At 67.8% G+C, this 13092-nt stretch carries 11 protein-coding genes; 7 read left to right on the top strand and 4 right to left on the bottom strand.

The genetic code is table 11. The annotated features are described in order from the left end of the window. The first annotated feature begins 101 nt into the window (after positions 1-101). Complete coding sequence (locus tag GQS65_RS07560; RefSeq protein WP_158204040.1) at positions 102-2141, top strand: S9 family peptidase; 2040 nt, start codon at positions 102-104, stop codon at positions 2139-2141. A gap of 43 nt (positions 2142-2184) precedes the next feature. After that, a complete protein-coding gene (cutA, locus tag GQS65_RS07555; protein WP_158204039.1) occupies positions 2185-2493 on the top strand; it encodes a divalent-cation tolerance protein CutA in 309 nt (102 codons plus the stop codon). Positions 2494-2736: 243 nt separating this feature from the next. Here the strand turns inward: cutA and GQS65_RS07550 are convergent, their stop codons facing one another. Continuing rightward, complete coding sequence (locus GQS65_RS07550; RefSeq protein WP_158204038.1) at positions 2737-3840, bottom strand: aminopeptidase; 1104 nt, start codon at positions 3838-3840, stop codon at positions 2737-2739. Positions 3841-3959: 119 nt separating this feature from the next. Here GQS65_RS07550 and GQS65_RS07545 point away from each other — a divergent pair, with 119 nt between their 5' ends. Then, on the top strand, positions 3960-4979 hold the full coding sequence (locus tag GQS65_RS07545) for a threonine aldolase family protein (protein WP_158204037.1): 1020 nt from the start codon (positions 3960-3962) through the stop codon (positions 4977-4979). A gap of 21 nt (positions 4980-5000) precedes the next feature. Here the strand turns inward: GQS65_RS07545 and GQS65_RS21875 are convergent, their stop codons facing one another. Together GQS65_RS21875 and GQS65_RS07540 are read right to left on the bottom strand one after the other, a co-directional pair. Next, positions 5001-5129 (bottom strand): hypothetical protein, encoded by a 129-nt coding sequence (locus GQS65_RS21875; RefSeq protein WP_267902895.1) that lies wholly within the window; start codon positions 5127-5129, stop codon positions 5001-5003. 266 nt (positions 5130-5395) lie between these two features. Further along, complete coding sequence (locus tag GQS65_RS07540; protein ID WP_158204036.1) at positions 5396-5893, bottom strand: metallophosphoesterase; 498 nt, start codon at positions 5891-5893, stop codon at positions 5396-5398. A 70-nt stretch (positions 5894-5963) separates the two neighbouring features. Between GQS65_RS07540 and GQS65_RS07535 the strand changes: the two genes are divergently transcribed. Both GQS65_RS07535 and GQS65_RS07530 read left to right on the top strand, forming a co-directional pair. Then, positions 5964-6911, top strand: a complete 948-nt coding sequence (locus tag GQS65_RS07535) for a cation diffusion facilitator family transporter (RefSeq protein WP_158204035.1) — start codon at positions 5964-5966, stop codon at positions 6909-6911. 225 nt (positions 6912-7136) lie between these two features. Continuing rightward, positions 7137-9488: a helicase C-terminal domain-containing protein gene (locus GQS65_RS07530; protein ID WP_368279942.1), complete on the top strand. Its 2352-nt coding sequence runs from the start codon at positions 7137-7139 to the stop codon at positions 9486-9488. A 37-nt stretch (positions 9489-9525) separates the two neighbouring features. Here GQS65_RS07530 and GQS65_RS07525 read toward each other — a convergent pair whose 3' ends face one another. Then, complete coding sequence (locus GQS65_RS07525; protein ID WP_158204034.1) at positions 9526-10020, bottom strand: 2'-5' RNA ligase family protein; 495 nt, start codon at positions 10018-10020, stop codon at positions 9526-9528. A 293-nt stretch (positions 10021-10313) separates the two neighbouring features. On the opposite strand from GQS65_RS07525, the gene GQS65_RS07520 reads away from it, so the two are divergent. Beyond that, positions 10314-11555: an argininosuccinate synthase gene (locus GQS65_RS07520; RefSeq protein WP_158204033.1), complete on the top strand. Its 1242-nt coding sequence runs from the start codon at positions 10314-10316 to the stop codon at positions 11553-11555. Position 11556: 1 nt separating this feature from the next. Further along, positions 11557-13023, top strand: coding sequence for an argininosuccinate lyase (argH, locus tag GQS65_RS07515; RefSeq protein WP_158204032.1), 1467 nt, complete (start codon positions 11557-11559; stop codon positions 13021-13023). Positions 13024-13092: the final 69 nt, after the last annotated feature.

Genomic DNA, 13092 nt, shown 5'->3' with positions numbered 1-13092 from the left:
GGCAAACGCTTGAGGCTTGCGCGTGTCGTCCGGTCGTCCGCTCCCCGGCCCGCAACCGGCGACCGAAGCGTACAGGGCATCCCGGTTCGACCCACGCTACCATGGAGCGATTCGAGGCGTCGGACTATCACGACATCGTGCAGGTGACCGACCCGCGACTCTCGCCGGATGGCGAGCGGGTGGCGTTCGTCCGGAAGGAGCCAACCGACGACGACGAGTACGAGACGACGGTGTACGTCGTCTCGGCCGCCGGCGACGGCCCGCCCCGTCAGTTCACCGCCGAGGAGGGCAGCGACGGCGAACCGCGCTGGTCGCCGTCGGGGGACCGCCTCGCCTTCACGAGCGCACGCGGCGACGCCGACACGCCCCAGTTGTGGGTGCTCCCGACCGACGGCGGTGAGGCCCGGCAGGTGACCGACGTGGTCGGCGGCGTCGGCTCCATCGCGTGGTCGCCCCACGGGGAACACGTCGCGTTCGTCCAACGTGCGACCGCCGAGGAACGCGACAAGGAGTTGGACCTGGACGCGAGCGAGGCCCCCGAGTACGAACGCGAGGCCCCGGACCCGCGGGTCATCGACCGAACCGTCTACCGCGCCGGGACACAGTACTTCGACGGCCTGCGCTCGCATCTCTACACGGTGACGGTGGGCCACGCCGGCGAGGAGTCCGAGGGGGACGTCACCCGCCACACCGACGGCGAGTTCGACTTCTCGGCCCCCGAGTTCGGGGACAGTGACACGCTCTACTACGCGGTCAACCGCGACGAGGACCCCGACGACTCCATCGTCTACGATATCGACGCGCTGGACCTCTCCAGCGGCGAGGCGGAGACACTCGTCCGGACGACGGGGTGGGTGGCGACCATCGCGGCCACCGAAGACGGTCTGGTGGCGTACCCCCGGACGCCCGAGGAGAAGGCCGCCATGCGTCAGACCGAACTGGAGGTAATCGACCGCGAGACGGGCGAGACGGTCACGCCCACCGGCGCACTCGACCGCACCGTCGCGCCCGCCGGGTTCCAGTTCGACGGCGACCTGCTGTACTTCCTGACGCCGGACGAGGGGGCCCTCGTGGCCCGTCGCGCGGCCATCGAGGACGACGCCGACTGCGACGTACTCGTGAGCGAGGGCGAACTCTCGGGGCTGTCCGTGCAGGACGGTCGCGTCGCGTTCACGCGCTCGGAGTGGGACCACCGCGGGGACGTGTTCTCGCTCGTCGATGGGGACACGACGAGACTCAGCGAGGTGAACGCCGACCTGCTCGCCGAGCGTGACGTCCAGGAACCCGAGGAGTTCTGGTTCACGTCTGATGAGAACGACGTGCAGGGCTGGGTGCTGACCCCGCCCGACTACGACCCGGACGAGGAGTACCCGCTCGCCGTCGAGATTCACGGCGGTCCTCACGTCATGTGGTCCACCTCGGGGACGATGTTCCACGAGTTCCAGTTGCTCGCGGCGCGGGGCTACGTCGTCTTCTGGTGCAATCCACGGGGGTCGACGGGCTACGGCGAGGACCACGCGATGGGCATCGACCGGGACTGGGGTGACGTGACGATGCAGGACGTGTTCGCCGGTGCGGACGTCGTCTGCGAGGAGTACGGCGTCGACGAGGACGCCCAGTTCGTCACGGGTGGCTCCTTCGGCGGCTACATGACCGCGTGGATAGTGGGCCACTCCGACCGCTTTGCGGGTGCGGTCGCCCAGCGCGGCGTCTACGACCTCTCGTCGTTCTACGGGTCGACCGACGCGTTCCAACTGATAGAGATGGACTTCTCGACGACGCCGTGGGAGGACCCCGAGTTCCTCTGGGAGCACTCCCCCGTCGCCCACGTCGAGGACGTGACGACGCCGACGCTCGTGATGCACGCCGACGACGACTACCGCGTCCCCGTCAACAACGGCGAGATGCTCTACCTGTTCTTGCGAAAGCAGGGCGTCGACACGCGTCTCGTACGCTACCCGCGCGAGGGCCACGAACTGTCGCGTTCGGGCGAACCGTCGCACGTCGTCGACCGCCTCGAACGCACCGTCCGGTGGTTCGACGGCTACTCCGACCACCACGACGTCGAGCGGGCGCTGGACCGCGGCGACGACGGGCTGAGCAGCGCCGAGGAGTCGGACGCCGAAGACGACGGGGAGTGACGTCCGGCGGTAGACTCACCATGCGCCCGGCCGAACCGTCCGCATGACGCACGTCGCCGTCGACATCGGCGCGCCGGGCGAACGCGAAGCCGAACGTATCTCCAGAGCCATCGTCGAGGAGCGACTCGCCGCGGGGACGCGTCTCTCGGGCGGGCCGAGTCACTACCACTGGGAAGGAACGGTGTACGACGAGGAGTACTGGACGGTCCGGGCGTTCACCGTCGAGGAGCACTTCGAGGCGCTCTGTGACCTCGTTCGGGACCTCCACAGCGACGACCTGCCGGGAATCACCTACTCAGAAATCGGTGGCACCGACGAGTTTCTGGCGTGGATCACCGAGGAGACGCGATAGGCTGGAACCGCGGTCGGGCTACGGACCGTCCTCGCGGCTCCCTGCGGTCACCGCTCGGATTCCCGTGGTTCGGAGTGACCGAAAGGAACGAGAATCTCGCTACTTCCCGAATCCGTCTTCACGGTTCGCTAACACTCACCGCTCAGTAGGCGAGGGTTGAGCGAACCGAAATCCTCGCTCTCCTCACGGCTCACTTCGTTCACCGTTCGGATGTCCCGAGGCGCTCGTTTCACTCGTGCCTCGCTACCCCTCGAACCCGTCCTCGAACCGGAACGTGCCGTTGCGCTGGACCACTTCGCCGTCGACCTCGATGTACGAATCCTCGCTCATGTCGACGATCATGTCGACGTGGACCGCGGACTCGTTGGTCTCCTGTCCCTCCCCCACGCAGGCGTCGTAGGCGCGGCCGACGGCCATGTGGACGGTGTCGCCCATCTTCTCGTCGAACAGCATGTTGTAGGTGAACTGGTCGATGGCGCGGTTCATGCCGATGCCGAGTTCGCCGAGGCGACGCGCCCCCTCGTCGGTGTTGAGGATGTTGTCGAGTACCTCCTCGTTCTTGCCGGCCTCGTACTCGACGATCTCGCCGCCCTCGAAGACGACGCGAACGTCCGTAATCTCGCGGCCCTGCTGGTAGACGGGCTTGTCGAAGAACACCTCGCCCTCGACGCTGTCGGGGACGGGCGCGGTGAACACCTCGCCGCCGGGGAGGTTGGCCTCGCCGAAGTCGTTGAGCGTGTGCATCCCCTCGACGCTCATCGTGACGTCGGTGGTCTCGCCGGAGACGATGCGCACCTCGCTGGCGTCGTCGAGAATCTCGACCATCTCGGCCTGGAACTCGCGGACCTCGTCCCAGTCGCGGTTGATGGCGTCCCAGACGAAGTTCTCGTAGCCGTCGGTGGACATCTCGGCGAGCTGGGCGTTGGCGGCGGCGGGGTACTGCGTGAGACACCAGGTCTTGCCCAGTCGTTCTTCGAGGATGGGCTGGGTGAGCTGGTTGTACGCCTGGTTCGTCTCGGGGTCGACGTCTGCGGTCTGGGTCGCGTTGTCCGAGGCGCGGACGGCGATGTAGACGTCCATCGCCTCGTAGAGCGCCATCACGTGGTCCGGGAAGGCCTCGTCGTCGAACTCGCCGTCGTGGTTACGGAGGTACGCGCGCTTGAAGCGTTCGCCGAGGCGCTCCTGGATGACCAGCGGGTTCGCGCCGACGTCCGCGATGGCCTCGTGAAGCGCCGTCACGAGGTCCTCGCTGACGGGGTGGGCGTCGATGACGACGTTGTCGCCGGCTTCCATCTCGGTGGAGTGCTCGACGACGATCTGTGCGTGTTCCCGAATGCGTGGGTCCATGTGTCGACCTCCTCGGGGGAGTCAAAACGGCTTTCGGAACCGCCGGACCGTCGAGGGTGGCCGTCACGACCCGCCGCCGGACCACGGCGTATTTGCCCACCGGCCCGGTAGCACGGACCATGAGCGAGGAGCGACCCATCGACATGCGGAGTGACACGGTGACCCGACCGAGCGACGCGATGCGCGAGGCCGCACGCGACGCGCCCGTCGGTGACGACGTCTACCGCGAGGACCCGACGGTCAACGACCTCGAATCGCGGGTCGCGGACCTGCTGGGGTTCGAGGCGTCGCTCTACGTCCCCTCGGGGACGATGGGCAACCAGATAGCGGCCCGCGTCCACACCGAGCGCGGCGAGGAGGCCATCGTCGAACGCGAGAGCCACGTCTACAAGTGGGAGTTGGGTGGGTTCGCACAGCACGCGGGGTTGCAGGTTCGCCCCGTCGACGGCGACGACCGCGGTGTGATATCGCCCGCACAGGTCCACGAAGCGTACGTCGAAGCCGACGGACACCGCCCCGGGACGGGACTGGTCTGTCTCGAAGACACCCACAACTCGAAGGGCGGGACGGCCATCGCCCCGACCGATATCGACGCCGTCGCGGACGCGGCCCACGACCTCGGGGTGCCGGTCCACCTCGACGGCGCACGACTCGCCAACGCCTCGGTGGCGCTCGACAGCCCGCTGCATCGACTCACCCACGAGGTCGACTCCACGATGATGTGTCTCTCGAAGGGACTGGGCGCGCCCGTCGGGTCGATGCTCGCCGGGAGCGAGGCGTTCGTCGAGAAGGCTCGGCGGGTGCGCAAACTGTTCGGCGGCGGGATGCGCCAGGCGGGTATCGTCGCCGGGCCGGGACTGCTCGCACTGGAGAACGTCGAGCGACTGGCCGAGGACCACGAACACGCCGCGCTGTTGGCCGAGGGGTTGGAAGCCATCCCCGGCGTCACGCCCTACACGCCGGAGACGAACATCGTGCTGGGAGCGACCGACGACTCCGCCGAGGCGTTCTTAGAGGAGTGTGCGGAGGCGGGCGTGCTCGGTGTCCCGTTCGACGACCACCTCGTCCGGTTCGTCACCCACTGGGACGTCTCGCGCGAGGACGTGGAGACGGCGCTCGACAGACTCCGCGAGCGATAGCCGGGGAGCGACGGGGCGACGTCAGCGACGCTCGTTGACGCCCTCGTTGAACGCCAGGAGGGTCCGGCGGAACATGAAGTAGAGCGCGAGGATGACGGCCATCACGCCGCCCAGGATGATGAGCATCCCCAGACTGACCTCGATGAACATACCTGTGCTCGCACAGTCGTGGCCAAAGGTGTTTCGGGGTCCGCGAGGGGTGTGGCATCCTGTGGCCACCGCCACGGACGGCGAGACGGCGGTTCCGACGCCCATCGACGCCCGCACCGCTTATCGGTCAAACGCCCATTTGAGCCTCGGTCGTGTATAAGCTGTCGGGGCACGTCGTGTCGGATGCAGCTTCGGTCCTCCCCCGGTCCCCGAACCGGACTCAGCCCTCCCTCCCATGCTTTCACCGCTCTCGGAGAGCGGTCACGCTACACCTCGAACCGGGAGAGCTCCGTTCCGTCCGGCTGGACGAGGCGGCCCCGGAGCGGGTCGTGTTCGAGTTCGGCGTGCGCTCGGTGATAGCGGCGCGGTTCGGCGTGGCTGCCGGGGTTCAACACCGGCACGTCGGCGACGGACCGGAAGTCGGGTCGGTGTGAGTGGCCGACGACGACGAGGTCGGCGTTCTCCTGTCTCCCGTAGAGTGCCAGCGACGTGTCGGTGTGTTCGTGGCCGTGGACCATGGCGATACGGAGGTCGCCGAAGTCGACCGTTCGTCGGCGAGGCAGGCGTTCGCGGACGCCCGGTGTGTCGTTGTTCCCGTGGACGCCGTGGAACGACGCTGCCTCCTCCCGGAAGGCGTCGAGGACCGCCTCGGTGTTGAAGTCGCCCGCGTGGAGGACGTGGTCGGCCTCGCGGACGGCGTCGAGCGTACGACCCGTCAGTCGGTGTCCGTCTCGGCCGTGTGTGTCGGAGACCACCGTAATCATACGGCGACTGCGACGGCCCGCTACATCAATCTCCGGTAACTCTTTGCCGTCCCCCCGGAACGGTGAGACGATGGCAAGCAGCAAGTCGGTCGTTCTCGCCGCGCTCATCGCCAACGGGGCGATTGCCGTGATGAAGTTCGGGGGCTACCTCCTCACCCAGAGTCCCTCCATGCTCTCGGAGACGTACCACTCCATCTCCGACACGGGCAACCAGGTGTTCCTCCTGTTCGGCATCCGCTACAGCGGCCGCGAGGCCGACCAGAGCCACCCCTTCGGGTACGGCAAGGCACAGTTCTTCTACTCCTTTCTCGTCGCCGTCCTCCTGTTCGGCATCGCCGGCTGGGAGTCGCTGAAACACGGCTACCACGCCATCATGCACGGTGGCGAGGTGGCGACGGGGAGCGTGACCCTTCCAGTCGTCGGCGCACAGATTCCGAGCGTCTGGGTCAACTACATCGTCCTCACCGGCGCGATTATCTTCGAGACGTGGGCGCTCTACAAGGCGTATCAGGGCCTCTCGAAGCAGATGGTCGAACACGAGTGGGAGACGCTCCGCGAGGCGTTTCGCAAGACCAGCGACGTGACCACCCTCACCGCGTTCACCGAGGACTCCATCGCGCTCGGTGGGGCGGGCATCGCCATGCTGGCTATCTTCCTCTCGCGGTACACGGGCAACCCCGTATACGACGCCATCGGGTCGGTCGTCATCGGCCTGATGCTGATGGGCTTCGCGCTCGCGCTGGCGTGGGAGAACAAGCGGCTGCTCATCGGCGAGTCACTCCCGTCGGACGAGGAGGAGCAGCTTCGCAGTATCATCCGCGAGTGGCAGGGCGTCGAGCACATCGACGAGTTCCGGACGGTCTACTTCGGGCCGGAGGAACTCATCGTCACCGCCGACGTGAGCTTCGACGACAGCCTCGACGTGGAGGGTATCGACGACGCCATCACGGGCATCGAGGACACCATCATCGAGCGCGAACCGCAGGTGCGGAAGGTGTACATCGAACCCGAGGTTTGACCGGGAGTATCGAGTCTCGCTGTACCCCAGTTCGTCGATACAGACCACACGAAGACCCTGCCTGGAATCGTTGTTGAGGCGCCTCCTCGAAAGCCCTCAGCGCGAGTCGTCCCGGTGGGGGGTTTCGAGGTGTTCACACCTTCCTGCCACGACACCCGAACGAGAGAGACCTTCCAAACTGCGAGGGGCGAGGGATTTTAGCGCCGGGCGCACAACTCACTGCCAGTGAGCCAGTCGTCGCCCGAGTACCTCCGATTCTTCCCGTACGGGAGTCCGTACGACCACCAGCGAGAGGCGATGGACTCCATCTCGGGGGCGCTCGACGACGGCCGTGACGTGCTGTTCGAGGGGGCCTGTGGCACGGGCAAGACCCTCGCGGCGCTGGTCCCCGCGCTCGAACACGCCCGGCGGACGGACAAGACGGTGGTCATCACGACGAACGTCCACCAGCAGACCCGCCAGTTCATCGAGGAGGCTCGCGCCATCACCCGCAAAGAACCCATCCGCACCGTCGTCTTCCGAGGCAAGTCCTCGATGTGTCACATCGACGTGGGCTACGAGGAGTGTCAGGCGCTTCGAGATACCACGAAGGAACTCGTGGAGGTCGAACAGGACCGCGCCGAACTGGGCGAGATGAGCGACGAGTTGCTCGACGAAGCCCAGGAGGGCGCGGAGTCGCCCGGTACGGGCGGTGCGGCCGCCGACGAAGCCACCGCCAGCCGACAGGCCGTGATGGACGAGATGACGGCCCTCGAAACCGAACTCGAAGAACTGCGCGAGCAGTCGGTCTGTGAGTACTACCGCAAGAACCTCGTCGCCGACACCGACCCGTTCTACGAGTGGCTGTTCGAGGACGTGCGGACGCCCGACGACATCTACGAACACGCCCACGAGGAGGGGTTCTGTGGCTACGAACTGCTGAAAGAGGGGATGGAGGGCGTCGATCTCGTGGTCTGTAACTACCACCACCTGCTCGACCCGATGATCCGCGAGCAGTTCTTCCGGTGGCTCGGCAGGGACCCCGAGGACGTCGTCGTCGTCTTCGACGAGGCGCACAACGTCGAGGACGCCGCCCGCGACCACGCGACCCGTGCGCTCGCCGAACCGACGCTCGACAGCGCGCTGGCGGAACTCGCAGAGACCGCTGACCCACGCGTCGAACCGGCCGAGAACGTCGTCAGCGCGTTCCGGGAGGCGCTCGTGACCACCTACGAGGAGGCGCTGGCCTACGGCGAACGCGAGGAGGTCGGCGAGGACTGGTACGACCTCTCGATCACCAACGACCGGGGCCGAGACGACCTGACGCTCGCCTTCCTCGACGCCTACACGGGCCAGGGCATCCACGAGGACCTCGACGTGGCGCTGGAACTCGGGAAGGACCTCGACCGGCAGTACCACGAGGCGTACAAGGACGGTGAGACGCGGACCCGCAAGGAGTGTCGCGTCCTCCAGGCGGCGACGTTCGTCGACGACTGGTTGCGCGACTCCGACGAGGAGGGCCAGTACCCCGTCGTCTCCGTGCGGGAACCGGGCCGCTTCGACGCCAACGGAAGCGACGACGATGCCGGGGAACGGGCCGCGGTCGATGCGAACGGAAACGGACAGGCGCAGACCGACGGCGGGACCGCCGAGGACGCCATCTACGGCCGCGCCGAACTGTACACCTGCATCCCGCGTCGTGTCACGGAACCGCTGTTCGACGAACTCCACGCGAGCGTCCTGATGAGCGCGACGCTCCGACCGTTCGACGTGCTCGGCGACGTGCTGGGGCTGTCGGGGGCCGATTTGGGCGAGGCCGGCGACGAGAACGACGACCCGGACACCGACGGGCCGGTCGAGATGGCGTACGGCGCGGTGTTCCCCGAGGAGCGCCGCCGGACGTACGCGGTGGACATCCCGGCGCTGTTCGCCTCGAAACGCGAGGAGCGCGACACGCAGACGCGGGTCGCCTCGGCGCTGGCGGACGCCGTCAAATTCACGCCGGGGAACACGCTCGCGTTCTTCCCCAGCTATCGGGAGGCAGAGCGCTACCACGACCTGCTCGGGACGGCCGGAATCGACGCGACACGCTACCTCGACCGGCCCGGCGAACGCGCCGAGGAGTTGCGCCAGCGGTTCACCGCTGACGACGACGGCGTGCTGTTCACCTCGCTGTGGGGCACCCTCGCCGAGGGGGTGAGCTTCGACGACGACGACGCCCGGACCGTCGTGGTCGTCGGCGTGCCCTACCCCCACCTCGACGACCGGATGAACGCGGTGCAGGACGCCTACGAGACGGCGTTCGACGGGACGGACGTGGGCTGGCAGTACGCCGTCGAGGTGCCGACGGTCCGCAAGACCCGACAGGCGCTCGGGCGGGTCGTGCGCTCGCCGGCGGACTTCGGCGTGCGGATCCTGCTCGACGAGCGCTACACGAAACGCGCTCGCCGCGAGATGAAGAAGTACAGCGTCAAGGAGGCGTTCCCGGCCGAGGAGCGCGTCGAACAGATAGATATCGACCCGTCGAAACTGAAGTTCGCCATGCTCAACTTCTACTCGGATATGGAGGCGTGGGACGGGTCGCCGCCGCGACCGTAGGGGACCGCCGCGACCGGAGCGCCTCGATTAGAGTCCACTACCGCCCGAGCGCCAGTGACGTCACGGGTTCACGCCAGCGGTTCGACCACAGCAGCAGGTCAGAGACCTGCCACTCGACCGGTTCCACCTCGCGCTCACAGAACGACGTACCCGCCCCCGCGTCGCCGCCACGCCCGAGCGTGACGTGCGGGACGTAGTTCTCACTCTCGATGTCGGGAACCGGGTCGAACGACCGACAGAGCCGACGGTGGAGGCGTTCGAGGTCCGGACTCTCGACGCGGAGGTGGACGACGGGGCCGTTCTCGTCGCCGAACGTACCGACGCCCCCGAGTCGTGCGTGGCTGGCCGAGGCTCCCGAGAGCGCCTCCCGCGCCCGTCCAGCCAGTTCCCGGTGGTCGGTCTCGCCCTCGCCGACCCGTTTGACGACCAGCGTGAGCCGGTCGCGCGGTCGACAACCCTCGGGGAGGTCGGCCTGCAGTTCCCGTGCAACCGTCTCGACATCGGCGGGAATCGGGGCGTTCAGACTGTACACCCTCCGAGTGAGTGGACGAACGGACAAGAACGCCCCGAACGTCCGTGTGGGGTGCTCACACGCCAGTGCAGTGCTTGCCGTTCGAGACAGGTTTATGTTGGTCGCGTCGTTTCGGTTTGGTAATGACGACTCACCGCTCTCCCGGCACGCCGGCCGCGGGCGGTGCCCTTCCGCGACGGGTGCGACCGGGCCTCCTGGCCCAGTAACTACATTCTCCCCTCGACCGTCGCCCAGTTTCCAACCGCCCAGCGCCGAGGTTTCGGCGCGTTCGCTGCAATCGCACCCGACACCCGATGTCCAACACCACGAAATCGAAAGTCGCGCTCGCCTTCTCCGGCGGGCTCGACACCACCGTCTGCGTCCCGCTGTTGAAAGAAGAGTACGGCTACGACGAAGTCGTCGGCGTCACCGTCGACGTCGGCCAACCCGCCGAGGAGTTCGACGAGGCCGACGAGACCGCCGAGGCACTCGGCGTCGACACCTTCGTCGTCGACGCGAAAGCCGAGTTCGCGGACCTCTGTTTCGACGCCGTCCGCGCCAACGCCGACTACCAGGGCTACCCGCTCGGGACCGCGCTCGCCCGCCCCGTCATCGCGCAGGCCATCCTCGACGTCGCCATCGAGGAGGGCTGTGACGCCGTCGCCCACGGCTGTACCGGGAAGGGCAACGACCAGTTGCGCTTCGAGGCCGTCTGGCGTGGCTCCGACCTGGAGGTCATCGCGCCAATCCGCGAACTCGGCTTGACCCGTGACTGGGAGGTCGAGTACGCCGCCGAACACGACCTGCCGGTCGACGGCGGGAACGGCGGCGACTGGTCCATCGACACGAACCTCTGGAGTCGCTCGGTCGAGGGCGACGCGCTGGAGGACCCGAACTACGTCCCGCCCGAGGACATCTACGAGTGGACCGCGACTCCTGGAGACGCCGAGACCGAACTCGTCGAACTCACGTTCGAGGAGGGGTATCCAGTCGCGTTGAACGGAGAAGAGATGGACCCTGTCGAACTCACCGAGACGCTCAACGACCTCGCAGGGAAACACGGCGTCGGCCGCACCGACATGATGGAAGACCGCATGCTCGGCCTGAAGGTACGCGAGAACTACGAGCACCCCGCGGCGACCGCACTGCTCACAGCGCACGAGGCACTCGAAGGCCTCGTCCTCACTGCGGAGGAACGCCAGTTCAAACAGCAGGTCGACGCCCAGTGGTCCCAGAAGGCCTACGAGGGCCTCGTGATGGCTCCGCTCGTCGACGCGCTCGAAGGGTTCATCGCCACCACGCAGGAGCGCGTGACGGGCACGGTCACCCTGAAGTTCGAGGGCGGGCAGTGTCGTCCGGTCGGGCGCGACAGCGAGTTCGCCACGTACTCCGAGTCCGCGGCGTCGTTCGACACCGAGACCGTCGACGGCATCGCCCAGGAGGACGCCACGGGCGTCGCGAAGTACCACGGGTTCCAGACGCGTCTGGCGAACAAGGCCAAGGAGGCGACCAAACAGACGACAGAGGCGCTCCCCGACGGTGGCAGTGAACAGTGAGATGACGGGAACGAACGACTCGGACGTGGTCCGCCGCGAGCGCTTCAGCGGCGGCCCCGCTCGGTCGTTCCTCTCGTCGCTCGACGCCGACGTGCGCATCTTCCAGGCCGACCTCGCGGTCGACCGCGCCCACGTCGTCATGCTGGCCGAACAGGACATCGTCACCGACACGGAGGCGGCGACCATCCTCCAGGCGCTCGACGTGGTGGAGGTAGAAGAACACGCCGGTCTCCCCGAGGGCGAGGACATCCACGCGGCCATCGAGACGTCGGTCATCGACCAGGTCGGCCCCGTGGGCGGGAAGATGCACACCGCCCGCTCGCGCAACGACGAGGTGGCGACGTGTATCCGCTACCGCCTGCGCGAGGACCTCGCCGACGCCATCGAGGCGACGCTCGCCTGCCGCGAGGCGTTGCTCGAAGTCGCCACCGAGCACACCGAGACGGTGATGCCCGGCTACACGCACCTCCAGCCAGCCCAGCCAACCACCGTGGCGCACTGGGCGTGTTCGTACCAGCAGGCGCTCGCCCGTGACACGGCACGCCTGTTCGACGCGTACGCCCGTGTCGACCAGTCGCCGCTCGGCGCGGCCGCGTTCGCGGGGACGACGTTCGATATCGACCGCGAGCGCGTCGCCGAACTGCTCGGGTTCGACGGCGTGCTGGACAACGCGACGGACGCCAGCGCGACGCGGGACTTCCTCGTCGAGACGGCGGCGGCACTCGCCACGCTGGCGACGACGCTCTCCGGACTCGCCGAGGACGTCCTCGTCTTCGCCAACAAGGGCCTCGTGGACCTCGCGGACGACTACTCCTCGACCTCCTCGATCATGCCCCAGAAGGTCAACCCCGACACGCTCGAACTCGTGCGGGGGACCGCGGGCGACGCCAGCGCGGGGCTCAACGGCCTGCTGACGACGCTGAAGGGCCTGCCACGCGCGTACAACCGCGACCTGCAACGGGCGACGCCGCACATCTGGGCGAGCGTCGACGCCGTGACGGAGGCGACGGCGGTGGCCGCGGGTGCGGTCGCCACCGCCGACTGGCCCGAGGCGGAACTCGAAGCGGCGGCCGGCGAGGGGTTCTCGACGGCGACGGGTGTCGCCGACCTGCTCGCCGCGTCCGGGATTCCGTTCCGGACGGCTCACGAGGTGCTGGCGCTCGCTGCGGAGGCGGCCGAGGAGGGCGGCACGCCGAGTTTCGACCTCGTGGCCGCGGCCGCCGAGGAGGTGCTCGACGAACCGCTGTCGACGTACGTCTCGGAGGCGGCCGTCAAGACCGCGCTCGACCCCGTCTCGAACGTCGCCGCGCGTGACTCGCTCGGGGGGCCCGCCCCCGAGACGGTCGCCGAACATCTCGACACGGTGTCCGAGGGACTCGCGGACGACGAGACCGCTCTGGAAGACCTCGTGGCGGCGGTCGGCGACGCGAACGACGAACTCCGTGCGGAGGTGACGGCGTATGTCTGACCGGACCGTCCTCGCTCACAGGACCGCTCCGTCCCGAACACCGCGACGGCGGGCCATGCCGCCGGCTTC

Source organism: Halomarina oriensis, assembly GCF_009791395.1.
Lineage (GTDB): Archaea > Halobacteriota > Halobacteria > Halobacteriales > Haloarculaceae > Halomarina > Halomarina oriensis.
This window is presented reverse-complemented; position numbering and strand designations above follow the sequence as displayed.